The organism is Bacillus jepli, assembly GCF_047238305.1.
GTDB lineage: Bacteria > Bacillota > Bacilli > Bacillales > Bacillaceae_L > Ferdinandcohnia.
This window is the reverse complement of sequence record NZ_JBDFMO010000001.1, coordinates 1,317,192-1,341,855: the sequence shown is the minus strand read 5'-3', so window position 1 is coordinate 1,341,855 and position 24,664 is coordinate 1,317,192. Positions and strand designations below refer to the sequence as shown.

Annotated in this window: 29 protein-coding genes; 4 read left to right on the top strand and 25 right to left on the bottom strand. The window is 39.9% G+C overall.

From position 1 onward, the window contains the following. Nucleotides 1-242: 242 nt before the first annotated feature. The 12 genes from ABC371_RS06775 to spoIIR form a co-directional block, all read right to left on the bottom strand. Nucleotides 243-518, bottom strand: a complete 276-nt coding sequence (locus ABC371_RS06775) for a type II toxin-antitoxin system RelE family toxin (protein ID WP_412896095.1) — start codon at nucleotides 516-518, stop codon at nucleotides 243-245. Beyond that, nucleotides 508-759 carry a hypothetical protein gene (locus ABC371_RS06770; protein ID WP_412896094.1) on the bottom strand — a complete coding sequence of 84 codons (252 nt, stop codon included), beginning with the start codon at nucleotides 757-759 and terminating at the stop codon, nucleotides 508-510. Before ABC371_RS06770 ends, ABC371_RS06775 begins: the two co-directional genes overlap by 11 nt. A gap of 82 nt (nucleotides 760-841) precedes the next feature. Further along, nucleotides 842-1,855, bottom strand: a complete 1,014-nt coding sequence (locus ABC371_RS06765; RefSeq protein ID WP_412896093.1) for an anti-sigma factor — start codon at nucleotides 1,853-1,855, stop codon at nucleotides 842-844. A gap of 14 nt (nucleotides 1,856-1,869) precedes the next feature. Then, nucleotides 1,870-2,382, bottom strand: coding sequence for a sigma-70 family RNA polymerase sigma factor (locus tag ABC371_RS06760; RefSeq protein ID WP_412896092.1), 513 nt, complete (start codon nucleotides 2,380-2,382; stop codon nucleotides 1,870-1,872). Between the two features lie 140 nt (nucleotides 2,383-2,522). Beyond that, nucleotides 2,523-3,095 (bottom strand): TIGR01440 family protein, encoded by a 573-nt coding sequence (locus tag ABC371_RS06755; RefSeq protein ID WP_412896091.1) that lies wholly within the window; start codon nucleotides 3,093-3,095, stop codon nucleotides 2,523-2,525. A 112-nt stretch (nucleotides 3,096-3,207) separates the two neighbouring features. Next, on the bottom strand, nucleotides 3,208-3,660 hold the full coding sequence (gene rpiB / locus ABC371_RS06750) for a ribose 5-phosphate isomerase B (RefSeq protein ID WP_412896090.1): 453 nt from the start codon (nucleotides 3,658-3,660) through the stop codon (nucleotides 3,208-3,210). Nucleotides 3,661-3,782: 122 nt separating this feature from the next. Next, nucleotides 3,783-5,069, bottom strand: coding sequence for a methyl-accepting chemotaxis protein (locus tag ABC371_RS06745; protein ID WP_412896089.1), 1,287 nt, complete (start codon nucleotides 5,067-5,069; stop codon nucleotides 3,783-3,785). A gap of 25 nt (nucleotides 5,070-5,094) precedes the next feature. Next, on the bottom strand, nucleotides 5,095-5,523 hold the full coding sequence (locus tag ABC371_RS06740) for a low molecular weight protein arginine phosphatase (RefSeq protein ID WP_412896088.1): 429 nt from the start codon (nucleotides 5,521-5,523) through the stop codon (nucleotides 5,095-5,097). 169 nt (nucleotides 5,524-5,692) lie between these two features. Further along, nucleotides 5,693-6,256, bottom strand: coding sequence for a manganese efflux pump MntP (locus tag ABC371_RS06735; protein WP_412896087.1), 564 nt, complete (start codon nucleotides 6,254-6,256; stop codon nucleotides 5,693-5,695). 231 nt (nucleotides 6,257-6,487) lie between these two features. Further along, on the bottom strand, nucleotides 6,488-7,531 hold the full coding sequence (locus tag ABC371_RS06730) for an L-threonylcarbamoyladenylate synthase (protein ID WP_412896086.1): 1,044 nt from the start codon (nucleotides 7,529-7,531) through the stop codon (nucleotides 6,488-6,490). A 351-nt stretch (nucleotides 7,532-7,882) separates the two neighbouring features. After that, nucleotides 7,883-8,329, bottom strand: coding sequence for a GNAT family N-acetyltransferase (locus ABC371_RS06725; protein ID WP_412896085.1), 447 nt, complete (start codon nucleotides 8,327-8,329; stop codon nucleotides 7,883-7,885). A 77-nt stretch (nucleotides 8,330-8,406) separates the two neighbouring features. Beyond that, the gene (spoIIR, locus tag ABC371_RS06720; RefSeq protein WP_412896084.1) at nucleotides 8,407-9,081 is read right to left on the bottom strand and encodes a stage II sporulation protein R; all 675 of its coding nucleotides are present in this window, start codon (nucleotides 9,079-9,081) and stop codon (nucleotides 8,407-8,409) included. A 225-nt stretch (nucleotides 9,082-9,306) separates the two neighbouring features. Here spoIIR and ABC371_RS06715 point away from each other — a divergent pair, with 225 nt between their 5' ends. Together ABC371_RS06715 and ABC371_RS06710 are read left to right on the top strand one after the other, a co-directional pair. Continuing rightward, complete coding sequence (locus ABC371_RS06715; protein ID WP_412896083.1) at nucleotides 9,307-9,516, top strand: helix-turn-helix transcriptional regulator; 210 nt, start codon at nucleotides 9,307-9,309, stop codon at nucleotides 9,514-9,516. Beyond that, on the top strand, nucleotides 9,513-9,986 hold the full coding sequence (locus ABC371_RS06710; RefSeq protein ID WP_412896082.1) for a hypothetical protein: 474 nt from the start codon (nucleotides 9,513-9,515) through the stop codon (nucleotides 9,984-9,986). Before ABC371_RS06715 ends, ABC371_RS06710 begins: the two co-directional genes overlap by 4 nt. A 51-nt stretch (nucleotides 9,987-10,037) precedes the next feature. Here the strand turns inward: ABC371_RS06710 and prmC are convergent, their stop codons facing one another. Both prmC and prfA read right to left on the bottom strand, forming a co-directional pair. Beyond that, nucleotides 10,038-10,907 (bottom strand): peptide chain release factor N(5)-glutamine methyltransferase, encoded by an 870-nt coding sequence (gene prmC, locus ABC371_RS06705; protein WP_412896081.1) that lies wholly within the window; start codon nucleotides 10,905-10,907, stop codon nucleotides 10,038-10,040. Then, nucleotides 10,907-11,974, bottom strand: coding sequence for a peptide chain release factor 1 (prfA, locus tag ABC371_RS06700; protein ID WP_412896080.1), 1,068 nt, complete (start codon nucleotides 11,972-11,974; stop codon nucleotides 10,907-10,909). Before prfA ends, prmC begins: the two co-directional genes overlap by 1 nt. A 550-nt stretch (nucleotides 11,975-12,524) precedes the next feature. Here prfA and ABC371_RS06695 point away from each other — a divergent pair. Further along, the gene (locus tag ABC371_RS06695; RefSeq protein ID WP_161974945.1) at nucleotides 12,525-13,040 is read left to right on the top strand and encodes a MerR family transcriptional regulator; all 516 of its coding nucleotides are present in this window, start codon (nucleotides 12,525-12,527) and stop codon (nucleotides 13,038-13,040) included. A gap of 58 nt (nucleotides 13,041-13,098) precedes the next feature. On the opposite strand, the gene ABC371_RS06690 is transcribed toward ABC371_RS06695, so the two are convergent. From ABC371_RS06690 to ABC371_RS06660, 7 genes are all read right to left on the bottom strand, one after another. After that, entirely contained in the window at nucleotides 13,099-13,719 is a 621-nt protein-coding gene (locus ABC371_RS06690; RefSeq protein ID WP_412896079.1) for a thymidine kinase, read from the bottom strand. A gap of 172 nt (nucleotides 13,720-13,891) precedes the next feature. Next, on the bottom strand, nucleotides 13,892-14,092 hold the full coding sequence (gene rpmE, locus ABC371_RS06685; protein ID WP_116351985.1) for a 50S ribosomal protein L31: 201 nt from the start codon (nucleotides 14,090-14,092) through the stop codon (nucleotides 13,892-13,894). 210 nt (nucleotides 14,093-14,302) lie between these two features. Then, on the bottom strand, nucleotides 14,303-15,595 hold the full coding sequence (gene rho, locus ABC371_RS06680) for a transcription termination factor Rho (RefSeq protein ID WP_116351984.1): 1,293 nt from the start codon (nucleotides 15,593-15,595) through the stop codon (nucleotides 14,303-14,305). 426 nt (nucleotides 15,596-16,021) lie between these two features. Then, complete coding sequence (gene glpX / locus ABC371_RS06675; protein ID WP_412896078.1) at nucleotides 16,022-16,984, bottom strand: class II fructose-bisphosphatase; 963 nt, start codon at nucleotides 16,982-16,984, stop codon at nucleotides 16,022-16,024. A 355-nt stretch (nucleotides 16,985-17,339) separates the two neighbouring features. Then, entirely contained in the window at nucleotides 17,340-18,626 is a 1,287-nt protein-coding gene (gene murA / locus ABC371_RS06670; protein ID WP_412896077.1) for a UDP-N-acetylglucosamine 1-carboxyvinyltransferase, read from the bottom strand. A 676-nt stretch (nucleotides 18,627-19,302) separates the two neighbouring features. After that, nucleotides 19,303-20,160 carry a class II fructose-bisphosphate aldolase gene (locus tag ABC371_RS06665; RefSeq protein ID WP_412896076.1) on the bottom strand — a complete coding sequence of 286 codons (858 nt, stop codon included), beginning with the start codon at nucleotides 20,158-20,160 and terminating at the stop codon, nucleotides 19,303-19,305. Nucleotides 20,161-20,502: 342 nt separating this feature from the next. After that, nucleotides 20,503-20,874 carry a response regulator gene (locus ABC371_RS06660; RefSeq protein WP_136381208.1) on the bottom strand — a complete coding sequence of 124 codons (372 nt, stop codon included), beginning with the start codon at nucleotides 20,872-20,874 and terminating at the stop codon, nucleotides 20,503-20,505. A 275-nt stretch (nucleotides 20,875-21,149) separates the two neighbouring features. On the opposite strand from ABC371_RS06660, the gene ABC371_RS06655 reads away from it, so the two are divergent. After that, nucleotides 21,150-21,683 carry a DUF2529 domain-containing protein gene (locus ABC371_RS06655; protein WP_412896075.1) on the top strand — a complete coding sequence of 178 codons (534 nt, stop codon included), beginning with the start codon at nucleotides 21,150-21,152 and terminating at the stop codon, nucleotides 21,681-21,683. A 39-nt stretch (nucleotides 21,684-21,722) separates the two neighbouring features. Here the strand turns inward: ABC371_RS06655 and ABC371_RS06650 are convergent, their stop codons facing one another. From ABC371_RS06650 to pyrG, 4 genes are all read right to left on the bottom strand, one after another. Beyond that, nucleotides 21,723-22,052: a hypothetical protein gene (locus ABC371_RS06650; RefSeq protein WP_412896074.1), complete on the bottom strand. Its 330-nt coding sequence runs from the start codon at nucleotides 22,050-22,052 to the stop codon at nucleotides 21,723-21,725. After that, entirely contained in the window at nucleotides 22,045-22,572 is a 528-nt protein-coding gene (locus tag ABC371_RS06645) for a hypothetical protein (RefSeq protein ID WP_412896073.1), read from the bottom strand. Before ABC371_RS06645 ends, ABC371_RS06650 begins: the two co-directional genes overlap by 8 nt. 3 nt (nucleotides 22,573-22,575) lie before the next feature. Continuing rightward, a complete protein-coding gene (locus ABC371_RS06640) occupies nucleotides 22,576-22,776 on the bottom strand; it encodes a helix-turn-helix transcriptional regulator (RefSeq protein ID WP_412896072.1) in 201 nt (66 codons plus the stop codon). 152 nt (nucleotides 22,777-22,928) lie between these two features. Next, on the bottom strand, nucleotides 22,929-24,536 hold the full coding sequence (gene pyrG / locus ABC371_RS06635; protein WP_412896071.1) for a CTP synthase: 1,608 nt from the start codon (nucleotides 24,534-24,536) through the stop codon (nucleotides 22,929-22,931). Nucleotides 24,537-24,664 lie beyond the last annotated feature (128 nt).

Genomic DNA, 24,664 nt, shown 5'->3' with positions numbered 1-24,664 from the left:
GTTGGCAGTGCGCCGCTATTGGCTTTTGTCGTAAAATAATTAATTCGCACTCACCTATCAAAACACGAACATTTTAATAATATTCACTAAAAACGTTCACCTATTTGGAACCGCAGGGACGGTTCTATTGGTTCCTTTAACGGGACACCTATACAACTATATTTTCTTAAATGGGATTTATGGAATATTATTTATCTGTAGAAATTCATATGAAGGTTATTAATGAAGAAGTTAATGGGAGTTTATATCCGTTTATATATATCACCACGTGACCCAATATCTAAAACTATGATAGTTAATATCTCGTTTTCAATTCTATAAATCATTCTAAAGTCACCAAACCGACATCTGTAGTCTTCAAAATCAGAACCTTTTATCGGTTTTACATTTGGTGATTTATAGGGGGCAGATTTTAAACTGTCCAGAATTTTCATTATTTGTTTTTTTCTAATTCTGTCTTGCTTTCTAATAAATTTTTCAGCACTTTTCGAAAGTACTATTTTGTATTTATAACTCATTTTTTAATTTCGCCCAATCAATGAATTCTCCTTCCTGTATTTCTTTCTCGGCCTTCTCTATCTTTTTCTTTTCCTCTTCAGTAAGGGGAGAGTCATCGTACTCCACAAGTAAGCCATCAGCAAAATTCACCTTTTTGTCGATCACCTTTTGAAGTAAATCATAGACTGGTTCGTTATCATTCTCATCAATTAAATCAATAAGCCTATGCAGGTCTTCCTTTTTGACTTTTCTAATAGCCATTTTCTTCACTCCTTAATCTTAATATCCTTAATTTTACATTGATAGTAGAAAAGAGACAAGGCTCTCCACCCTGTCTCTTCCTTCATTCTGTTGTCCAATTCCAGTATTCGAACTCACCAACTTGAATATTCCTAAAGTCTGGTTCTTCTTTTAATTTTAAAAGCTCCTTGACTGGACCTGTAACGACTGCCCCATATACAAGGAATCCATTTTCCTTTAAATAGTCGTAGCGTTCTTCTAGGTACCACAAGCCAAGCACGTTTTGGCGATAAGTTTCACTTTCATCTTCAATAAGATCCTTCATATTTTTAAGCATAATTTCTTGGTTTTTTTTAATGGTCTTACTATCCAACATCAACATCGACCAACTCATATAATCCTCATCCATTTCCACAGCTCTGGTTAATCCAAGAGTATCAACCGATATATTCTCTCCACCACCTGTTGAAGTCCAAGCTGGCTTAAAAGCTTTTAATTCACCAGCATACAAAGGCATCCACTGAACATCCAAATCATATTTTTCTAATCTTCCAAGTAACTCTTCAGACTTTAAAAAATTTGAAGTTGAAAATGCTAAATTTGCAACTGTTCCCTCATGCACCATCTCAAGCTTCTGCCACTCCTGTAAATCAACGCTTTTCGTAACAGCAGCTAATTTCTTACCTGTGCGGGGATCCTCAGGCAAAATGAATCCGAACTGTTGGTTACTTGAACGTTGAAAATAAATAGTCTCCTTGGAAGAAAGTGAATTCACGAGACGTTTGGTTACATCCCATTCCCCGACAATCTGCTCTTCCTTTCCAATCGTCCTCGAAATTGGGATCGTAATTGTTTGACTTAAAAAAGGGGTGATTTCTCCACTTAACGGTCTCGAATATTCTCCTTGAAGACCAGGCTGTGTCCAATCAATGGCTAAATTCAAATGATAGGCATTCTTATCATCAAGCTTTGTAAAATCGTATCCAATCGAGAGTAAAATCATATAAACCCCATACAAAAATAAGAGAATGAGGACAACTCTAATTATTCTCGCAGTCAACGAAAAACGATACTTCCATAAAACCCGCTTCTCTTTGTCTTTGCTCCATTCCGTCATAGTTCACTCACTCCTTAGTCCTTTGACTCTCTTTCCACTAATGTTTGCAGCCTTTTCCGTGCCCGATGCAATGTCACCTTCACCTGTGATTCGGTTATCTCCATTGCTTCCTGAATTTCCTCATATGTGAACTCCGCAAATTCCCGTAAATAAATAATCGTTCGATAGTTTTCTGGCAACAGGTCAAGCAACTCCGTTAGTTCATCCTGATTTTCTTTACTCACCATCTCATCCTCGGGTATCCCGTACGGACTCCTCATGTCACCTTTATCGTAAAAAGGGACCCAGTTCCACCGTTGTCGCTTTCTCCATTCGTCAAGGTAGGTATTACGGGCCACCTTAAATAGCCATGGTTTAACATCCTCGTATTTGTAAAAGGACAGGGAAACCGTCGCCCGGAAGAACGTTTCCTGAACAAGTTCCTCCGCTAAAGTGGAGGAACCTGACATTCGTAACAAATAATAAAAGAGGGGTTCCGCATAACGACGATAAATATCATCTAATTTTTCATTTCGTTCTTTACTCATCTGCGCCCCCTTTCTCTCGTTACCATCATCATACCTCACTTACAAAACGAACTAACCCCTAAAATGTTACACATAAAATCAAGAATAAAAAAAGAGCCACAGGAACCGTCCCCTTGGTCCCTTGGCTCCTCGTAGCTCTTCTAGCATTTTTTATTTTCTTTTTTGTCGGGATAGACAGCACGTTCTCCTCCGATGAGTTTTGGTCTGGCTTTGGCCATTGTGACGTGGGCTCCACCAATTTCCTTTATGGAGCTACGAATTGGTACGGCAACGTGTTTTAGATGCATCCCGATGAAGGTGTCGCCGATATCGATTCCCGCTTCAGCTTTAATAAACTCAACTACAACTGGATCGTTAAAATGTCCGTATGCATAGGTTGCCATAGCGCCACCTGCTGTTCGAACTGGCACGACTGTTACTTGTTCATAATTTTTATGTGATGCCGTTTCACGCTCAACAACCAATGCGCGGTTTAAATGTTCACAGCACTGAAACGCGAGCTCAACACCCACATTTTCACGAAGAGAATCTAGTTCGCTAAAAATCATTTCGGCCACTTCCTCAGATCCCGCCGTTCCAATACGTTCACCGATAACCTCACTCGTACTGCATCCGACAACAAGTAACTCCCCTCTTTTCAACGAAGCTTTTTCCACAAACTCTGAAAGAATCGTCCGAAGCTGACCTCTCCATACCTCAAGATCCGCAACCATTATCATTTACCTCCTTGGGACAGAGGGACAGGTTCCTTGTCCCACGTGTATTTTTCATTTTAAAAAATAAACGCCTGATACATCAAGTCCTCAGGCGCTATAATCTCGTATGTTATTCCCTGGATGGGCTGTTTTCGTATACAGAAATTTTATTGATTCTGTTTTCATGGCGGCCACCTAAAAACTCAGTTGTAAGCCACGCTTTTGCAATTTCACGCGCAAGTCCTGGGCCAATCACACGCTCACCCATTGCTAAAATGTTGCTGTTATTATGTTCACGAGTTGCCTTTGCACTAAATACATCGTGGCAAAGTGCACAACGAATGCCCTGAACCTTGTTCGCAGCTATGCTCATTCCAATTCCAGTTCCGCAAATTAAAATACCACGATCATATTCCCCGTCCGCTACTTTTTTCGCAACTGGTAGAGCATAGTCCGGGTAATCAACTGAAGTAGAACATTCACAACCGAAGTCATCATATTCAATCTCAAGTTCATCTAGTAAATGCTTGATTTCTTCACGTAAATTTAAACCACCATGGTCTGATGCAATTGCAACTTTCATCGTAAATCCCCCTATATTAAAATGCGCCTTGGCCAAATCTTCAACCAAAGACATATACTTTAACCCTTATTATACCTAAAAAAGAACTCCCGAACCAAAACGGGAGCTATTTTTTAAGAGTTTTATAACGTAAATCGTTGAATAGTTTGCTTTAACTGACTTGCTTGACCAGCAAGCTCCTGGGCTAAACTGTCTACATCACAAATTACACTAGTTTGATGCTGGGTTGCTGCACTTACTTCCTGTGCACCGGCAGATGTTTCTTCTGCAATCGCCGCAACCTCTTGTGACTGCAAGGATGTCGCTTGAATGCGGTCCATTTGTTTTTCAACCAAAGCTGCAATTTGCTTCACAGCATCAGCCACCTCATGGACAGACGTTGTCATTTCAGCAATTGACTCATTTGTGATCGTTCCTTTTTTCGCTTCTTCGTTCGCAACCGCCACTTGTTCTGAAATCTGGACGACCACATTTCGAACCTCTTGCTGAATATTTTTAATCAACTCAGAAATGCCCTGAACAGCCTTTGAACTTTCATCTGCAAGCTTTCTCACTTCTTCTGCAACCACCGCAAAGCCTTTTCCGTGCTCACCGGCGCGTGCGGCTTCAATGGAAGCATTTAATGCAAGTAAGTTCGTTTGACCAGCAATATCACCAACAAGTGAAATGATATGCTCCACTTCCTTCGCATTTGTCTCTAGTCGATTTACCGCCTCAAGCGAGGTTTGATTGTTTTCAACAAGCTTGTTAATTCCAGAAACGAGCGAATGCACAACATCTTTACTGTCATTTAAGGTATCAACCATTTCAACAGATAAGTTCTGTGACGTTTTCGCATTTTGCTGTACCTCTTCGGCAATTTGAATCACATCCTCCACGGATTCAGCCGTTTCTTGAATCGATACCGCGGAGCTGTCAGCACCCTTGGAAATCTCAGAAATTGTGCGATTAATATTTTCCGCCTGCTCTGAAGCAAGACTAGAAGCCTTCGTAATCTCAATTACCTTTTGATTCGTATTTTCAAAGTTTTCCTCGATATTATGTACCATCTCACGAAGATTGTGTAGCATTTTATTAAACGCAAGACTCAGGCTACGAATCTCGTCATCTGATTTTAACACCGGTACATCCTCGCGAATATCACCGTTTGCAGCATGAATGGCCACCTGTTCTAGCTTCTGAAGAGGCTTTGTAATGAAGGATGCCGCAAAATAAGCAAGAATTCCAGACCAGATAATACCTAAAGCCAGTGTGCTTATCACAAAGATTTGTTGACTCACCATTTCTTCAACGAAAGGATAGACAAAATAAATGAATAATGCCGATGTTGAATACGTCACAACTGCTAAAATAGTTGTAAATAGTACTAATTTTAATCTTAGACCAAATTTGTAGCGCCTTTTTTCCACCCGATTTTCCCCCTGAATCTATCTATTATAGTTTAGAAAGTACTTTTTCAATTAATAATTCAAGTTCCGCATAGGTTTCTCTATAGATCTCAACCGGTCCTCCGAAAGGGTCTGAAACATCCCCACTGCTTTCCGCATATTCCTTTAATGTATACACCTTGTCCTGAGCCTCCGGGAAACTGTGAAGGATTGCCTGTTTATGATGACTGGTCATGGTTAAAATGCAAGTCGCCCACTCTACCAGGTCTTGTGTTAAAAAGGAAGACGAATGCTGACACTCTATTTCATTTTCCTGTAATACGTGGGTAGTATTCGTTGAAGCAGGACTTCCGTCACTAGCAAAAATCCCTGCCGATTTGACCTCAATGCCACCGCCAGCCTTCTTCCGCAAAATGGCTTCAGCCATCGGACTTCTACATGTATTTCCTGTGCAAACAAATAAAACGCGTATCATTTCATCACCCTTTTCATCGTTGCCCTCATGCTACATTCGACCCAAATATTTAGACAAAATTCGATATAATTCCATTATAATCGAGATTCACATGAAAGAGATAGCCAATATTTAAAAAAAGAGCACGGAATTTCACCCGCACTCGCAGTTTTGTCATAATTTTCCCCTTTTATAAGGGAAATAGTAGTTTTACACCAAAGACGAGGAGAATGCACCCGCCTAAAACCTCACTGTATGTACCAAGCCAGTTTTGTACCTTTCGACCTAATAGTAGTCCAATCCACGAAAGAACCATACTAACGATCCCAAACATGAGAATCACCATAACCGTTTTCGCACCGTATATCCCTAGCGAAAGCCCGACTGAAAAACTGTCTAAGCTCACACTTAACGCAAAAATAAATAAGCCGATTCCAACCGGTGTAATCATACGCTGGTGATCATCGTCCTTGAAGGAAGAAATAATCATTTGTAAGCCTAAAAACAACAGCAATCCTCCGCCTACATAGGTTGCAATAGCTCCAAATGTATCTGATAAAAAGTGTCCAATCATCATGCCTGCCAATGGCATCCACATATGAAACAGACCAATGGTAATCCCGATTGAAAAAATTTGCTTAAGCCTTAACCGGATTAATCCCATCCCTAGTCCAACGGAAAATGCGTCCATTCCTAAAGCAAATGCCATAATAAATAAGGTTATAATTTCCCCGAGAAATGCTGTAATATCCATCTTCTACCTCCTTGGACGTGCCTATTTCAACATATGCATGTACAAATCGAAATAGAAGAAGGATGTTCAAAAAGTCAGGTGAAAATGACACATCGGATTTCTTTGTTGGCTTGTTTTTCCGGTGCTCACGTATTAAATGCATACGCTCCGCTCCTCAAAACTTCACCGCCTAGAACTCCTCGGTCCTTTTCATCCTCCTTTTTGAACACATACTGAAGAAGGATTTCCCAATTATTCAGTTATCACTTTATGTCCTGCTGCCTTGGTTAAGCGATTCATGATCGCTTGTCCAATACCTTCACTTGGAAAGCTCTCACTAAAAATCACATCGACACCACTTTCATCAAATAAGCGCAATACGTCATAAAGTCTATTTGCAACTGACTCCAAGTCCTCACGGGAGCCACAAGCAATAATTCTATCTGCTTCATACGTATTTTCACGCTCTGTCGTTGTGAGGACACCAACCTTTAAGCCCTCATTTTGTTTTTCTTTTACGAGAGACTGGATAAATTCTACCCGGCCATTCACAATCGTAAGTGGTGCAGTTGGCGCATAATGTTTATATTTCATTCCAGGTGATTTCGGTGCTTCGCCTTCTCTCAAAATGGCCCTATCGACCTCGACAACACCACATACTGCCTCAAGCTGTTCCTTTGTCACTCCACCTGGTCGTAAAATGACAGGCACCTCACTCGTACAATCCAGAACAGTTGACTCTAATCCAACACCCGTTGCTCCGCCATCAAGAATCCCCGCGATTTTTCCAGTCAGATCATCCGCTACATGCTTTGCAAGTGTCGGACTTGGCTTACCAGAAGTATTCGCACTCGGCGCTGCAAGTGGTAGACCTGATGCGGAAATCAAAGCCAAAGCGACCGGATGACTTGGCATTCGTACCGCTACCGTTTCAAGTCCTGCTGTCACCTTTTTTGAAACGGCATCTTCTTTTCTTTTTAAAACAAGTGTTAGAGGACCTGGCCAAAATTTCGCAATTAGCCGCTCCGCCTGCTCAGGAATATCCTGAACAATTTTATGTAGCTGCCCAATTGTGGAGATGTGGACAATCAGTGGATTATCGCTCGGACGCCCCTTTGCCTCGTAAATTTTCGCAACAGCCTCATCTGATAAAGCACTAGCTCCAAGCCCATACACCGTTTCGGTCGGGAATGCGACTACTTCATTTTTCTGTAGAAGACTTGCCGCTTCTATTATTTGTGGATAAGATTCTAAATTTTGTTGGTATTTATCCACAACCCATTGTTTTGTTTCCATGTAACGCAACTCCTATATAAAAATCCTTTAGTGATGTCACTTTTTAATTATTGTAATATAAAAAAGTATAGGTTTATAAGTGGTGAAAAACAAGTGTTATCCACATTTTGTGGATAACAAACTCTAAAATGTGGATAATTATGTGGATATAACCAGTTTTGCCACAACCCACACAAAGAGGAAATATTTCATCCACAGCCCATATTTTTCATCATGTTCCATAGATTATCACACTTTTTTGCCTTTTAACAACCTATGTTTATCCACATTATCCACAATCAGATGACAAAAACCAAAATAAAAACCCCCACTTGCGCACATTCCGTCCACATTTAGGAGTTTAAAATACAATTATTTTTCAATTTGTGAAACCATGAACTTCGGATCAGCCTCTTTAAGAAGCTGTGAGATATGATTCGAGCATTCAATATGACCTGGAAGCTTCTCTTTCTCCACTTGCTCAAAGCCAAGCATTGCAAAAAATTGAATCGATGCTTGCTTATTTGTCGCTAAAAACACTCGATTTAACTCCTTATGCTTTGCAAGGGAAATGGCACTTTTAAATAAAGTTAATAAATTCGTTTGATCCACACCTGGAGAAATGACAAGAGATCGAAGCAATCCATCTTGCTCAATTCTTTCAATCCCTAACGTCGCTAGAATTTTTTGTTCATCATCCTCCAATAGAATAAAGTGATCAATAATCGAAGAAATACCTTCTGAACTAACTTCAGCTTGTCCTAAAAAGGCAGTTACCCTTTCGATGTCCTGCTCATTTGCCGTTCTAAATTGTTTCATTTTCGCCACCCCATTTTTCGTTATCCTAGTAACTACTCTATGAGGCATCTTGAAAAATAGAACTAAATGCTAGATTTTTAGCTAAATAAAGATGTGAAAAACTCAACTAAGAAAAATTTGACCTCGACTTCTTCCTCATCACTTTCATCTTGATCTTCTTTGTCTTCCTTGTCCTTCTTTTCTTTCTTATCTTTCTTCACAATCTCTTGCTCAAGCGCTACATCTTTTCCTTCCTCATCAGATGCTTCAATAGCATCACCTGTTGAGAAATCTAAGAAACATAATGGCGGGAACAACACACACCACCAATTTGCCCCTTTAGCTTCACCTAATGAAATTAGAATTGCTTCATACTCACCAGCCGGATATAGGAATTGCCCATAAAGCTTTGTTGGAAATTGAACATTGCGTCCGTAATCAACTGTATATGTTTGATTGCTATTTTCTTCTTCTAATACGCCAGCAACGATTTTCTCGATTTCTGGTAGTCTTTCTTGAATCAACTCTCTAGCCGCTTCAATTGAAGTTAACTCTGCGACCCACTCAGTAATTTCTGCATTTACCGCATCACGTACCTTGCGCTTTAATGCCTGATCTTCATCGGAATCACTGTTAGCTAAAATTCGTAGTCGAATGGCTTCATCCGGAATAACCTGTGGCTCCTGTGCACTTGTTTCTTTTATTAATAAATGGCTATTCGCCCCAATTAACAGTAAAAATATAAATGATACAATCGTAATTTGTTTACTCATTTTCAAGCACCATCCCTTCAAAAACCATTCTCGCCAAAAATATAGATTCCTAAACTACCAAATTTGAAAAATCTATTAAACTATTTTTTGAGGTATTTTGTCAGTTTAGGATCAAAGACTAAGAACACCACCTAGTGTGGGTCTAAAAATAAAATGTCAAGTTTACTTTACAAAATGTATGGTTTACTTTACAATGTAAGTAGAAACAAATGGAGGATATTGTAAATGGAGATTAAAAATCACGTGAAGGAACTCCGCGCAAGGCACAGCTTGACACAAGGCGCACTTGCTGAAAAGGTCAATGTAACACGACAAACAATCGTTGCCATGGAAAAAGGAAGCTATATCCCTTCACTCTTGCTAGCAATGAATATCGCACGAACGTTTAACTTGCCAATTGAAGAAATATTTTATTTGGAGGATGAGGAAAAATGAGTATTTTTCGTAATTTAGTGTATTCAATTATTTCGATCGCACTTTTGGGCTGGGCATTTTCAACGATGTATTACGCGCATTTAGACTTTGCAGAGATTGTAAAAACCAATCAAGAGCCACCTTGGACCGTTGAAATTAATATGTTGCCCGCGTTCATTGCCATTGTAGTAGGAATCATTTTTTCAGCCACTATACTTCCAAAGCTGAAAAAGAAACGCAAGTCATGGAAAAGTGCATTTTTGTTGCCAGTTGAATTTGAAGAAGGAGATGAGCGTGAAAAGGAACTCACCGGAAAGGCATGTCGGGCTTCTTATATTAGTATGTGGTACACGTTTCCGATCATCACTGCCCTATTTTTTGTCTATCCATTCATCTCAGATTTCATCCCGTACTATCCCATTATCTTATTACTGCTATATCCGTTGATTCAGATCATCGTCTATTTTATTTCGTGGAAGCGCAACTATTAAACTGCTGGTGATTCATCAAAAAAGGCTTGGGATCACGTCCCCAAGCCTTTACTAAAACCCTATTTCCGCAAACACCATTCGGTCTTTGCCGTTGATATCGTTCACGACCTCTACTGTTGCCCCAAGAAATGTCTCTCGCAACATGTCTGCAACAGATTCGCCTTGGCCAATCCCGACTTCAAAGCCCACAATCCCTTTTTCTTTCAATACAAGCGGAATTTCCTTCATAAACCTTCGATAAAAATCAAGTCCATCCTGACCGCCAACCAATGCCCGGATTGGCTCATGGTCCTTTACCACTGTCGACAATCTCGGAATATCTTCTTCTGGAATATATGGTGGATTCGAAACGACTACATCAACCTTTATTCCTTCAGCCATAATCGGACCTAATAAATCTCCTTCAAAAAACATTACTTTCGCACCTAATCGGCTCGCATTTTCCTTCGCCACATCTAGAGAAGCCTTTGCAATATCAACTGTCATTACGTCTAGGTTCTCATTCTCAAGAGCAAGTGTAATCGAAATCGCGCCACTTCCTGTCCCCACATCCACAACCTTAATTCCTTCGGATGTACCGAATAAACGCTCCATTCTCGCAAGCAACCCTTGAACCAACTCTTCTGTCTCAGGTCTTGGGATTAAAACTTCCTCATTCACCAAAAATCTGCGCCCGTAAAACTCCTCGTAACCAATAATGTGTTGAACTGGAACTCCGCTCACAACCTTACCAACAGCTGCCACAAATTTTTCTTTCACTGCAGCATCTAGTTCCTCACGTAGTTCTCCGAGTAGCTTTGCTCTACTCATCCCCAGATAATGACACAACAACATTTCCGAAATATTTTCATCCCGACCATTTTCCTTTAAAAAAGAAGAAGCCCATTTGAGGGCTTCGAATATTTTTTGAAATTCCGCCATTATTCGGCTTGCTCCATTTTTCTAGCTTGGTCTTCCATGATTAAGGCATCAATCACTTCATCAAGCTTTCCAGTTAGGATTTGATCAAGCTTTTGAATCGTTAATCCAATACGGTGGTCGGTTACACGGTTTTGCGGAAAATTGTACGTACGGATACGCTCTGAACGGTCGCCTGTACCTACGGCTTGCTTACGATTTTGGTCGTATTCCGCTTGTGCTTCTTGTTGGAACTTATCATAAACACGTGCGCGCAATACTTTCATTGCTTTTTCCTTATTTTTAATTTGCGATTTCTCATCCTGACAGGAAACCACAGTTCCAGTTGGCAAATGCGTTAAACGAACCGCTGACATGGTGGTGTTAACACTTTGTCCTCCTGGGCCACTGGATGCAAATGTATCTACACGAATATCTTTTTCATGAATTTCGACTTCAACCTCTTCTGCTTCAGGTAATACCGCAACAGTCGCTGTTGATGTGTGGATACGTCCGCCTGACTCCGTTTCAGGAACACGTTGCACACGATGTGCCCCATTTTCAAATTTCAATTTCGAATAGGCACCTTTTCCGGTAATCATAAAAATGATCTCTTTATATCCACCTACACCAGTTGTGTTGGCATCCATCACTTCAGTCTTCCAGCCTTGGTGCTCAGCAAAGCGGCTGTACATACGGTAAAGATCACCGGCAAATAGCGCAGCCTCATCTCCACCTGCAGCACCGCGAATTTCCATGATAACGTTTTTGTCATCGTTTGGATCCTTCGGCAATAACAGGACGTGAAGTCGCTCCTCAAGCTCCTCCATTTGGTCCTCAAGTTCATTAATTTCTTCCTTCACCATTTCACGCATTTCCGCATCGAGCTTTTCTTCAAGCATCGCTTTCGCATCGGTTAATTGTTCCTTAACCTCTTTGTACTCTCTATATTTCTCAACGGTTTCTTGTATATCAGATTGTTCTTTTGAATATTCACGTAGTTTATTTGTGTCACTCACGATATCTGGATCACTTAATAGTTCATTTAATTTTTCATAACGAGCTTCAACAGCCTCTAAACGATCGAACACACTCTTCACCTCAAATTTAGTCCATAACAGTATAATTATAGTATAGGGTACCCATATAGGTCAAAGCAAATTACAACGGAATGAATGTTTGACGATACTCATTTGGATTGCTTACGTTTCTAGACCACCATCAGTTTCCTCTATTTAGGATGTTGGGGGTACTCCACACGCTCTGGGCTGACACCAATTTCCACTTTCTAGGATGTTGGGGGTGCTCCAGACCTCTTAGACTACCACCGATTTCCTTTTTCTAGGAAGTTGGGGATACTCTAGCCCCCATGGACCGCCTCCAATTTCCTTTTTCTAGGATGTTGAGGGTACCCAGGCACTATCCAATCACAGTACCTTAATCCCAAACCTAATTCCTTCAAATTTCGCTGTCGAATGGCATGTTTTCTGTTGGTTTGCTTCTTTCTTTGACGAAAAGCTACTAGTTTTGTCTACCCGGCAGGATTTTACAAGGAATAGGGAGAATCGTACTACTATACAAAGAACGGGAGAAATTGAGGCATAGCATAGAGGAAGAAGAAAATTCGGGGGAGTGATTGGTGTGAATACTGCGGAGTTTGCAAAAAAATTGGGAGTTTCAACAAAAAGCGTCCGGAAGTGGATTAAAAACTTTGAAATACCATGTAAAAAAAATGAATATGGGCACTATGTGTTTGAGGAAATGGACCTTCCATTATTCGAAGGGATACGGAATCAAGTGAAATCTGGGGTCCCATTTGATAAAATCAAACTATCACCACCAGAACCTAGGAAGGGGACTGCACGGAAAATGGTACAAGCTTCAGAAAAAACTCTTTCAGATAAATTAAACACAATCATGGAACGGATTAAAGAGAACGAAAGGCGCATCGACGAAAAAGCAAGTGATGTAGTATCCTACCAGCTCTTGCAGCATCGCAAAGAAATCGACGAGCTACAAAAAAGAATGCAGAAAATGGAGGCATATATCGAGCAGCTCGAAAAGGAAAAAGAAGAGCTTCAAAAACAAACAGCCATCACCCTTGAAAAAGTGGAAGGGTCTAGAAAACGTAAAAAAGTACTCGGATTTCTATTTTAGATCAGGACTGACAGCCTGGTCTTTTTTACATTCAAAAAAAGCACTCCCACGGAGCGCCTTATAATTTCATTGTATCCTTTTGTGCAACTGACTTTAGTAGTGGCTTTCCTGGTACTTCATGATGATGACGACAACGAGGCTCGTATGACTCAGAAGCGCCGACTAAAATTACTGGATCATCATAAGAGGCTGGTTTTCCATCGATTAAACGCTGTGTTCTGCTTGAAGGAGATCCACACACAGAGCAAACAGCCTGTAATTTCGTAACCAACTCAGCTAACGAAAGTAATTCTGGAACTTTTCCAAACGGTTCACCGCGGAAGTCTTGGTCTAAGCCAGCAACGATAACGCGATGGCCACGGTTTGCAAGAATTTGGACAACTTCCACAATCTCATCGTCGAAAAATTGCACTTCATCAATTGCGACAACGTCTGTCTCAGCGCAAGTCTTTTCCAAAATTTCAGCAGAACTTGCCACTGGAATTGCGACAAAGGATGTCCCATTGTGAGATACAACAGAATGATCACTATATCGATTATCAATTTGAGGCTTAAATACCTGAACAGATTGTCTAGCAAATTCAGTACGACGAACACGTCGAATCAACTCTTCGGATTTTCCTGAAAACATGCTTCCACAAATTACTTCAAGCCAGCCACTTTGCTTCATAATATACATGAAACTAGATCCTTCCTTTCCTCGGTTGTTACTAGCCTCGAGTCAACTATTGACTGTAAGTATGAGGATTATTGATATGAGGTTAAAATAAATGCGAGTAAAATAAGTCTAGTAGCACAAAAAACAGGCAAGAAGAAAAAACTTGCCTGTTTTTGGCTTTTCAAAATCGATATTATTTAATACCGTATTTTTTGTTGAATTTATCTACACGTCCACCTGCATCAGCGAATTTTTGACGGCCTGTATAGAATGGGTGACACTCTGAGCATACCTCAACGCGTATCTCCTCTTTTACAGAACCAGATTCAAATTCATTGCCACAAGCACATTTCACCATAACTTTTTTATAGTTTGGATGAATTCCTGATTTCATTCGTCTCATCTCCTTCCGCCCTGAATCCTTGATCGAAACAGAGTTACGTTTTAGCAAAATTGCATAGTTACATGTACAATTTTGAAAACCTAAAACGCACATGTTGAAATTATAACAAGTGAAGCTATGAATTGCAACTTAATCCTGCTGTTAAAAATCGTTAATTTTTCCAACAAGAATTTTCGTGCGGACTCACGCAACACATACTTCTTACGCCTCAGGTCTACTGCTGCTTCTCCGAGCAATTGCCGCTTTCTTTTCTGCTTCAAGCATTTCAAAGAACTCTGCATTTGTTTTAGTTTGCTTAAGTTTACGTAAAAATTTCTCCGCAAAATCTGGTTGATCTGACATTGCTTTACGGATTGCCCAGATTTTATCAAGGTTTTCTTTTTCAATAAGAAGCTCTTCTTTACGCGTACCAGAGCGACGAATGTCGATGGCAGGGAAAATACGTCTTTCAGCAAGTGAACGATCTAAGTGTAGCTCCATGTTACCCGTACCCTTGAATTCCTCATAGATGACGTCATCCATCCGTGAGCCTGTATCTACCAGTGCAGTCGCTAGGATTGTTAAGCTACCGCCCTCTTCGATATTTCTTGCTGCCCCGAAGAAACGCTTTGGACGGTGGAATGCTGCAGGGTCAATCCCCCCTGATAGCGTACGACCACTCGGAGGAATCACAAGGTTATAAGCTCTCGCAAGACGCGTGATACTATCCATAAGAATAATCACGTCACGTTTGTGTTCAACCAGACGCATCGCTCTTTCAAGCACGAGCTCCGCAACCTTTATATGGTTTTCTGGCACTTCGTCGAAAGTAGAACTTACCACGTCACCTGCTACAGAACGTTCGATATCTGTAACCTCTTCCGGACGCTCATCAATTAATAAAACAATTAATTCAGCCTCTGGATGGTTTGTTGTAATGCTGTTTGCGATTTCCTTAATCAACATTGTTTTACCAGCCTTAGGAGGCGCTACGATTAGACCACGCTGACCGAAACCAACTGGTGCGAGAATGTCCATAATTCGTGTAGAAATATGATTTGGCTTTGTCTCTAAGATCACTTGGCGATCTGGATATAGAGGTGTTAGACCAGGAAAGTGGACACGTTCCTTTGCAGATTCTGGGTCATCCCCGTTGACAGCCTCAACATGCAGAAGACCGTAATAGCGTTCATTTTCTTTTGGAGGACGTACTTTACCTGAAACCTTATCCCCATTTCGTAGGTCAAAACGACGGATTTGGGAGGCTGAAATGTAGATATCCTCTGAGGATGGGGAATAGTTAATAGGGCGTAGGAAACCGAATCCTTCTGATTGGATAATCTCAAGAACACCCTCCATAAATAAAAGGCCATCCTGTTCAGCACGTGCTTTTAAAATCGCAAAAATTAACTCTTTCTTCGTTAATTTGCTGTAGTAGGAAACCTTATATTCACGTGCTAATTCATATAATTCTTTTAGCTTCATGTTTTCCAAGCTTGAAATTGTAATACTCATTGGTACACCACTCTTTGATTTTTAGTTTATTTCTCGTAATGCTTTCCAATTGATTTGCTTTAAATTATTCAGCAGATACGCAAAGCCGCATTTGATGATTGGTTCATTCGTCCATCATATAAAAGCGTTTTCGCATTTTCTCCTCTTAGCAGTAAAGAGACATTATGAAACATTTTATATGGATAATTATGGATGGAATGATTTAGAAGCATTCTGAGGATTGCATTGAAGTTTTAACCGCTTAACGGTTGTGCAAAGGAAATCCTTATTTTGAAATTTTTAAGAAGATATAATGACCAGTCTAATCTCCTTTATTTTACCCTATTCTCGTATTTTTAATCAATACCCTTATTTTGATAGAGTTATACGTTTTCGTGTTAAAAGGCTTGATTATAAAGAGAGCGAGTACAAAGACTCGCCTCTACTCTATTTAATTACTAAATTTGGTTTTTTCTTCAAGCTATGTCTACCGTCTATGAATCTAACAGTTCCAGACTTTGCACGCATAACAAGTGAATGAGTTGTCCCGATTGAGCCTTTAAATTGAACTCCGCGTAACAGCTCTCCATCAGTGACACCTGTTGCTGCAAAAATGGCATCGTCACCACTGACTAAGTCTTCCATACGAAGAACCTTTGTAACATCAAGTCCCATTTTTATACAACGAGCAATTTCTTCATCGTTTTGCGGAATAAGTTTCCCTTGAATTTCGCCACCTAAACATTTCAATGCAACCGCTGATAAAACACCCTCAGGAGCACCACCAGAGCCAAATAAAATGTCCACACCTGTATGATCGAATGCTGTATTGATTGCACCAGCAACATCACCGTCATTAATTAACTTAATACGAGTCCCTGCTTCACGTAATTGCGCAATGATATGCTCATGTCTGGGACGATTTAAGACAGTTGCCACAACGTCTTCAATATCCTTGTTTTTTGCTTTTGCAACCGCTTTTAGGTTATCGATAATCGGTGCGTTGATATCGATTAGCCCGACTGCTTCAGGTCCCACTGCAATTTTATCCATATACATGTCTGGGGCATGAAGCAAATTCCCATGATCGGCTACCGCTAACACAGAAAGCGCATTCCATCCACCAGATGCTAATATATTGGTTCCTTCCAGTGGGTCAACTGCAACGTCCACTCTTGGTCCATAGCCATTCCCCAGCTTTTCGCCTATATAAAGCATTGGGGCTTCGTCCATTTCTCCTTCTCCAATGACAACTTGTCCCTTCATTGGGATTGTGTCAAATACATCTCTCATCGCAGAGGTTGCTGCTCCATCTGCTTCGTCTTTTTTACCACGACCCATCCAACGAGCTGATGCCAATGCTGCTGCTTCTGTAACACGTACAAGCTCCATTGATAAGCTTCTTTCCATGATCCTTCCCCCTAGCTGGTAGTAGTCTCTTTCTGGCGTGTGTTTAACATTCTCATATCATAAAAACGCTTTCTCTCTACTTTTCCATCTGTCTAGTTCCAGCTCGCAGCGACTAGCGAGACTTCCCTCACCCTTCGTACGATAAGCTCAACATCGAACCGCTGCGCTCTTCGTGTTTCCTTTATCTCCTTAAGGAACACAGACTAAAATCGCCACGTCCTGTGGCAACGTCTGTGTGACCCACATCCTGTGTGCCTCAGTCCGTACGTCGCTAAACGCTCGCTTGCACTTTTCTTCTTAAGAATACATGAAAACTCCCACTTTTTGTAGTGGGAGTTTGGAAATTATTACTGAATTATGAATTTTGCAGCTGTTCAATTTCGTCTTCTGTTAGGCTTTCTCTCCAAATGGTTGCGCCTAATCCTGTTAATTTTTCTTCCAAATGGCTATAGCCACGGTCGATATGCTCTAGACCTGTAATTTCTGTTACACCTTCTGCCATGAGGCCAGCCACAACAAGTGAAGCACCTGCACGTAAGTCACTTGCCTTCACTTTTGCCCCTTGAAGTTGAACAGGTCCAGTGACAATTGCCGAACGACCTTCAACTTTAATTTGTGCATTCATGCGACGCAGCTCGTCGATGTGCTTAAATCTTGCACCATAAATCGTATCCGTTACAACACCTGTTCCACTTGCTTTTGTAAGTAAGGATGTAAAAGGCTGTTGAAGATCCGTTGGGAAGCCTGGATACACAAGTGTTTTAATATCAACAGATTTCAAATCTTTATTTCCGGCAACCCAGATTTGATCGTCGCTTGTTTCAACGGTTACACCCATTTCGCGAAACTTGGCAATCAAAGATTCTAAGTGAAGTGGGATGACATTATCAATTAATACCCCTTCACCCATCGCGGCTCCAATAATCATATATGTACCTGCTTCGATACGATCAGGAATAATGGTATGGCGGCAGCCCTGTAAGGAATCAACGCCATCAATGCGGATGACATCTGTTCCGGCGCCTTTAATTTTTGCACCCATGCTTGTCAATAATGTCGCAACATCGATAATTTCCGGTTCTTTCGCGGCGTTTTCAATGATTGTACGTCCCTTAGCACGCACTGCTGCTAGCATGATATTAATGGTTGCACCTACACTTACAACGTCAAGGTATATACGAGCTCCTCTTAGTTCATCTGCACGAAGATAGATCGCACCTTGTTCGTTTGTTACTTTTGCTCCAAGTGCTTCAAAGCCCTTAATATGTTGGTCAATTGGTCTCGGACCTAAATGGCATCCACCAGGCAAACCAATTACAGCTTTTTTAAAACGACCGAGCATCGCACCCATTAAGTAGTAGGAAGCACGAAGCTTTTTTACTTTTCCGTTCGGTAATGGCATGGACACAATATTGGTTGGGTCAACATATATTTCTTCTTTATTTATCTCTACATGGCCCCCGATTTCTTCAAGCAAATCACCTAAAATTTGCACGTCTGATATATCAGGAAGACCTTCAATTGTAACTGGCGTTTCGGCTAGGATTGTTGCTGGAATGAGGGCAACTGCACTATTCTTCGCCCCACTGATTTTTACAGATCCTTTTAGTGGATAACCGCCTGCTATTTTAAGTTTTTCCATAAGTGGCTCCCTTCTAGCGAAGATGACGGTTAGTAAGGGAAACCTTGAATTGCCACGGGTAGACGCTATCCGGTGAACACTACTGGATGAAATCTAGCTTGTTAGGCAGTTCTATTCCCTTATTTACCTAAAAATGACATACGGCACTTCACTCGAGTTGGTATATTTTAACATAAATTTACTGCGTGATTGTACAAGTTTTAATTTTAGTTTTCACGAAAATATAAAAATCATGTTTCATTTTATACCTTTTCGCAAAAACAATCAAATCATCCCATTAAAGATATTTCTTTAGGGAACTGTTCATAGGACCTAAGTGATACTTTTTTCTTTTGGTTTTTGAGATACAGTTTACGTGAAGTTTCGTGTTGTTGAAGTGAATCTTGTTGAAGGACTTTTTTCTAAGTTGTTAAGTTCGTCTATGTTTTTAATTGGGTAAAGTTCACAAATCAGCTCCTTCCACTTTTTATGTGTTGTTGATCTGTAATTACCCCTAGACTCCCATATTACTGGCAAGTTTTTTAAAAAATCGTCTTGCGCTTTTCTTATTATAACGCAAGAAAACCGCTAATTCCAAATCATGTTATATATAACAGGAAATTAGCGGCTTTTCTATATGGTTTGGAGACGAATCTCCAATCTATTTAATTAGACGTTCGAAATTCAAAAAGGTTTCTTACGCTCTTCCAGAAGAACCGAATTCACGCATTTTGCCTTGTACAGTTTCACGAATCGCATCGCGAGCAGGTCCTAAGTATTTACGTGGATCATACTCATTTGGCTTTGCAGCAAGTGTTTCACGTACTGCTTTAGCTGAAGCAATTTGGTTTTCTGTGTTTACATTGATTTTTGCAGTTCCAAGAGAAATAGATTTTTGAATATCTTTAGTAGGAATACCAGTTCCACCGTGAAGTACTAGTGGTAAACCAGTTTTGTTTCCGATCTCTTCCATTTCTTTGAAACCAAGGTTTGGTTCACCTTTGTAAGGACCATGAACAGAACCTAGAGCAGGCGCTAAGCAATCAATTCCAGTACGGGTAACAAGCTCAACACACTCATTTACATCCGCATAGATAACACCCTCAGCTATTACGTCATCTTCTTGTCCACCAACAGTACCAAGCTCAGCTTCTACAGATACTCCGTGGAAATGTGCAAGCTCAACTACTTTAGAAGTAATCTCAATGTTCTCTTCAAATGGATGGTGAGAAGCATCAATCATAACAGATGTGAATCCAGCGTGAATTGCTTTCGCACAATTCTCAAAAGAAGAACCATGATCAAGATGGATTGCAACTGGAACGGTAATCTTAGATTCTTCCATGATTGCTTTAACCATCGCAACTACTACTTTGAATCCACCCATATATCGGCCAGCACCTTCAGAAACACCAAGAATAACTGGTGAATTTTCTTCTTGTGCAGCTTGTAAAATCGCTTGTGTGAACTCTAGATTGTTTAGGTTAAACTGACCTACTGCATACCCTTCTGCTTTTGCTTTTTCAAGCATTTCTTTCATTGAAACCAAAGGCATGTGAATTTCCTCCTTTTGTACCGTTTTTATTGTGTAAAATAAGGAATTAGTCCCTATACACATAGAACCACGGCAAAGAAACGCCGGGGTTAATTGTATACCTATTCCAAAGATTTCGTATCACCTAATAGAATGACCGAAACAAAAACATAATATGTAGACTTTTAGATAGAAATTAACAGACAAAAAGCACACAAAAATGCCCTTTGTGTTAAGGAATAGCAACAATACAGTACTAAGCATATCACAAGATTTTGATTTCGCAAGTAACCATTATTTCATGATTTTATCATGAAGCGTTTTCATCTTACTAATAATGCGGTTTTGTATTTTTTGTGATTTTTATTCGGATTTTAATGGGATATTTGCTCTAACCGCTTCACGTAGTTCATCAATGTCAAAAGGTTTTGCAAAATGGGTAATTGCTCCCAAATCCTTAGCTTCTTGGATCATATCCAGCTCACCATAAGCTGTCATAATAATAACTCGAATGTCCTGATTGATTTTTTTAAGTCTTTTTAAGATTTCTATCCCGTCCATACCAGGGATTTTCATATCTAGTAAAACTAAATCTGGAGAGTGTTTTTGAACGATTTCGATTGCTTGTACTCCATTAGCTGCTTGGAATGTCTTGTAACCTTCTTTTTGAAAAACTTCGTTTAACAGTATTCGTATTCCGTATTGGTCATCCACAATTAAGATTTTCTCTGACATTCTTGTAAAAACCCCCCTTAAAATAGATAAAAAAATTAGAATCATTGCTTGGTTTTTTACGATCGCTATTATACGTTCGTTTTTTCGAATATTATTATATCGTTATTCATTTTTAATTCTACCAATGGCAACATTTTTCCTTATTTTTACGCAGAAAACTTTTATTTCCAACACCGAAACAAGTTTTCTCAACAGAAATCGACATGATTTCTTATTTTTTTCGTATAACGTTATAATGAAAGTATGAGGAAAACGAATAGAAAGGAATTACGTGTATGCTGAAAATTTTCACTACCCAACTTCAGGGTCATTTTAACAGAATTATGGAAAAAGAGGAAATGAATATGGAGGATGGCGCAAGGATTCTTGCCCAGTCTGTTATTAGCAATGGCTCCATTTTCGTTCATGGTTTCGATGAAATGGCTGCTGTTGAAACGGAAGCTCTGTTTGGCGCTGAACCATTAAAATTAGCTAAGCCTTTATTTACGAATGGAAAAATGAATGAAGTTGAGGGTGTTGACTCTGTTCTATTGATAACTCGTTTTTCAACTGATGAAGAAGCGATCAAGCTCGCGGAAGAACTTCGCGGCAACGGAATTCAAACGGTTGCGATTTCCGCGATTGTAAAAACAGAGGGTGAACGCACTCTTAATGAAATCGTAGATATCCATATTGATAGTAAGCTAACGAAGCCCCTTATTCCAGATGATGACGGGACCCGCTTCGGTTTCCCAAGCGTGATAACAGCCTTATATGCCTATTTCGGACTAAAATTTACAATCAAAGAAATGGTCGACGAATTTGAATAGAAAAAACTTGCCTACATACTGGCAAGTTTTTTATGAAATTTATTTAATTTTTCGAAACAGCTTATATTTATATCCATTAAACTCAAAACTTTTTTTACCAGACGCCACTTGTATGGCTCCTGATATATCTTGATGGGAGAGCTCTAGTGTTTTTTGGATGGTCACTAGTTCTGCCTTTTCTTGATTCACGACAAGATAAAAGGCCTCTTTCCTGTCCAATTGTTTTACAGCTGAGTCAAACGAAAATATTCCCTCTAATAAAAAATTAAATACTTTTCCACCATTACTGCGCACTTCACTTTGAAGCAACTCGAAAATCTCATCCTTTTCCTTGGCAAATTGAATAATTTTTTCATCATATTTATTCATGTTTGTCCTCCAACTCATCCAATTTTCTGTTGTATCTTCTTATATTGAACTCCTCCCATACATAGGAGATGGAAAAAAACACGAGTAACGAGATGACAAATTCAAGCGACAAAGTTACAACAATATTTGCGACTTCGCTCAATTGTGGGAACAAATATAAGTGTTGCCAATCTTTTTCGATAAAAAAGGTTGTAATAATCGTAAGGAACAACACAACAATCGCAAAACCTAATGAATCCAGAAAATAATATTTTTTTCTTTTTGATTGAGATTTTTTACTTAATCCGGTATCAATTAGATCCCCAGAAATCGTTTTAGGAATCGTTAAGCTTTCATCCCGACGTGCAAACCACGCAATGGATGCTGGTATCATAACAATGAACACTAGCTCCCAAGTGATGCTTGATATATCCTTCGTGCTCACATACTTCCAAATCGCGAAAACAAATAGAGACACATACACAACGCCTAAAGTAATCGCTAATCCCTTTGCAATCTGTTGCTGACTTCTTTCATCCATCCCTTATTCCTCCTCATATTGAAATATCTCTTCTATCCGTACATCGAAAACCTTTGCAATGTCCCATGCTAATTTTAGTGATGGACTGTAGTTTCCACGTTCGAGGTGCCCAATCGTTTCCCTTCTAACGCCTACCTTATCTGCCAATGTCTGTTGATTCATGTTATGTTTTGCACGAAATTCCTTTAGCTTTGTCTTTAACAAATGGCGCGTCCCCTCCTTTCGAAAATGTTATGTATTTCTCACATTGTGTTATAAATATATAACATAATTGTTTTATCGTCAATTGATATTCCATTTATAAAAAAAAGAAAATGGCGAGTGTTCATTTCACTCGCCATTTCTTTTATCACTTATTAATTTTTCTCCGCGTTTGTTAATGATGCTCGAATAAATTCTCTAAACAATGGTTGTGGACGGTTTGGTCGTGATTTAAATTCCGGATGGAATTGTGAAGCCACGAACCATGGGTGGTCTTTCAATTCGATAATTTCCACAAGACGTCCATCTGGGCTTGTTCCTGAGAAGACAAATCCTGCTGCTTCCATTGCTTGACGATAATGATTGTTAAACTCATAACGGTGGCGGTGACGCTCATACACCACTTCGTCATTATATGCCTCATATGCCTTTGTCCCTTCTTCAATTTTACAAGGGAAAAGTCCAAGACGTAGTGTTCCACCTAAATCTTCAATATCCTTTTGTTCTGGTAATAAGTCAATGATTGGATGTGGAGTATCCGGATTAAGTTCTGCAGAGTGTGCTCCTTCTAAACCAAGTACATTGCGGGCAAACTCAACAGATGCTAATTGCATACCAAGGCATATGCCTAGTAATGGCGTTTTTGTTTCTCTTGCATATTTCAGTGCGGAAATTTTGCCATCTACACCACGGTCACCAAATCCACCAGGAACGAGAATTCCATCTGCGCCAGCAAGAAACTCAGAAACATTTTCATCTGTTACTTCTTCCGAATTCACCCAGTTGATATTGATATCTGAATCAAATGCATAACCCGCATGCTTTAATGCTTCGGCTACAGAAAGATACGCATCCTGAAGCTCTACATATTTTCCAACCAACGCAATATTGGTTGTTTTAGTAAGGTTAGTCACTTTCTCAACAAGCTGGACCCAATCTGTCATGTCTGCTTCCTTGCAATCTAGTTGAAGGTGCTCGCATGCAATTTGATCAATACCCTGTTGTTGAAGTGATAACGGGATTGAATAAAGAGTTTCCGCATCGCGACTCTCAAAAACGGCTCTTGAATCAATGTCACAGAATAACGCAATTTTATCCTTCATCTCTTCTGAAATTGGCATTTCTGTACGGAGAACAATGATGTTTGGCTGAATTCCTAAGCTACGAAGCTCTTTTACACTATGCTGGGTAGGTTTTGTTTTCATTTCACCGGCAGCTTTAATGTACGGAACAAGCGTACAATGCACATACATGACATTGCGAGAGCCCACGTCACTTTTGATTTGACGAACAGCTTCTAAGAAAGGTAGTGACTCGATGTCTCCAACCGTACCACCGATTTCAGTTATGACGACATCTGCATTTGTTTCATGGCCAGCACGGAATACTCTGTCCTTGATCTCGTTTGTGATGTGTGGAATAACTTGCACGGTTGCACCTAAATAATCTCCACGACGCTCTTTCTTTAAGACAGTTGAATAGATTTTACCTGTCGTTACGTTGCTGTATTTGTTTAAGTTAATGTCGATAAAACGCTCATAGTGCCCTAAATCAAGGTCTGTTTCAGCACCGTCGTCGGTAACGAACACTTCACCATGTTGATATGGACTCATGGTTCCTGGGTCCACGTTAATGTATGGATCGAATTTTTGAATCGTTACATTCAATCCTCGGTTTTTCAATAAACGGCCTAAAGATGCGGCAACAATCCCTTTACCAAGGGATGATACAACCCCACCTGTTACAAAAATATATTTTGTCATCTTCCTCTTTTCCCCCATTCATGTAATTAGTTAAAGTTTGCTCAAATTTATGAAATTGTATAAAGGAATCTTTCTGGGTGCGGGGATTTGTCTTTTTTCACGTACGTACCTTTTTACCCTATAAAAAT

What these genes read in the sequence shown, in the direction of transcription:
- ABC371_RS06775 (WP_412896095.1), bottom strand. Translation starts at nt 518, where the DNA reads ATGAGTTATAAATACAAAATAGTACTTTCGAAAAGTGCTGAAAAATTT.
- ABC371_RS06770 (WP_412896094.1), bottom strand. Translation starts at nt 759, where the DNA reads ATGGCTATTAGAAAAGTCAAAAAGGAAGACCTGCATAGGCTTATTGAT.
- ABC371_RS06765 (WP_412896093.1), bottom strand. Translation starts at nt 1,855, where the DNA reads ATGACGGAATGGAGCAAAGACAAAGAGAAGCGGGTTTTATGGAAGTAT.
- ABC371_RS06760 (WP_412896092.1), bottom strand. Translation starts at nt 2,382, where the DNA reads ATGAGTAAAGAACGAAATGAAAAATTAGATGATATTTATCGTCGTTAT.
- ABC371_RS06755 (WP_412896091.1), bottom strand. Translation starts at nt 3,095, where the DNA reads ATGGTTGCGGATCTTGAGGTATGGAGAGGTCAGCTTCGGACGATTCTT.
- rpiB (WP_412896090.1), bottom strand. Translation starts at nt 3,660, where the DNA reads ATGAAAGTTGCAATTGCATCAGACCATGGTGGTTTAAATTTACGTGAA.
- ABC371_RS06740 (WP_412896088.1), bottom strand. Translation starts at nt 5,523, where the DNA reads ATGATACGCGTTTTATTTGTTTGCACAGGAAATACATGTAGAAGTCCG.
- ABC371_RS06735 (WP_412896087.1), bottom strand. Translation starts at nt 6,256, where the DNA reads ATGGATATTACAGCATTTCTCGGGGAAATTATAACCTTATTTATTATG.
- ABC371_RS06730 (WP_412896086.1), bottom strand. Translation starts at nt 7,531, where the DNA reads ATGGAAACAAAACAATGGGTTGTGGATAAATACCAACAAAATTTAGAA.
- ABC371_RS06725 (WP_412896085.1), bottom strand. Translation starts at nt 8,329, where the DNA reads ATGAAACAATTTAGAACGGCAAATGAGCAGGACATCGAAAGGGTAACT.
- spoIIR (WP_412896084.1), bottom strand. Translation starts at nt 9,081, where the DNA reads ATGAGTAAACAAATTACGATTGTATCATTTATATTTTTACTGTTAATT.
- ABC371_RS06715 (WP_412896083.1), top strand. Translation starts at nt 9,307, where the DNA reads ATGGAGATTAAAAATCACGTGAAGGAACTCCGCGCAAGGCACAGCTTG.
- ABC371_RS06710 (WP_412896082.1), top strand. Translation starts at nt 9,513, where the DNA reads ATGAGTATTTTTCGTAATTTAGTGTATTCAATTATTTCGATCGCACTT.
- prmC (WP_412896081.1), bottom strand. Translation starts at nt 10,907, where the DNA reads ATGGCGGAATTTCAAAAAATATTCGAAGCCCTCAAATGGGCTTCTTCT.
- ABC371_RS06690 (WP_412896079.1), bottom strand. Translation starts at nt 13,719, where the DNA reads ATGTATATTATGAAGCAAAGTGGCTGGCTTGAAGTAATTTGTGGAAGC.
- rpmE (WP_116351985.1), bottom strand. Translation starts at nt 14,092, where the DNA reads ATGAAATCAGGAATTCATCCAAACTATAAAAAAGTTATGGTGAAATGT.
- rho (WP_116351984.1), bottom strand. Translation starts at nt 15,595, where the DNA reads ATGAGTATTACAATTTCAAGCTTGGAAAACATGAAGCTAAAAGAATTA.
- glpX (WP_412896078.1), bottom strand. Translation starts at nt 16,984, where the DNA reads ATGGAAAGAAGCTTATCAATGGAGCTTGTACGTGTTACAGAAGCAGCA.
- murA (WP_412896077.1), bottom strand. Translation starts at nt 18,626, where the DNA reads ATGGAAAAACTTAAAATAGCAGGCGGTTATCCACTAAAAGGATCTGTA.
- ABC371_RS06665 (WP_412896076.1), bottom strand. Translation starts at nt 20,160, where the DNA reads ATGCCTTTGGTTTCAATGAAAGAAATGCTTGAAAAAGCAAAAGCAGAA.
- ABC371_RS06660 (WP_136381208.1), bottom strand. Translation starts at nt 20,874, where the DNA reads ATGTCAGAGAAAATCTTAATTGTGGATGACCAATACGGAATACGAATA.
- ABC371_RS06655 (WP_412896075.1), top strand. Translation starts at nt 21,150, where the DNA reads ATGCTGAAAATTTTCACTACCCAACTTCAGGGTCATTTTAACAGAATT.
- ABC371_RS06650 (WP_412896074.1), bottom strand. Translation starts at nt 22,052, where the DNA reads ATGAATAAATATGATGAAAAAATTATTCAATTTGCCAAGGAAAAGGAT.
- ABC371_RS06645 (WP_412896073.1), bottom strand. Translation starts at nt 22,572, where the DNA reads ATGGATGAAAGAAGTCAGCAACAGATTGCAAAGGGATTAGCGATTACT.
- pyrG (WP_412896071.1), bottom strand. Translation starts at nt 24,536, where the DNA reads ATGACAAAATATATTTTTGTAACAGGTGGGGTTGTATCATCCCTTGGT.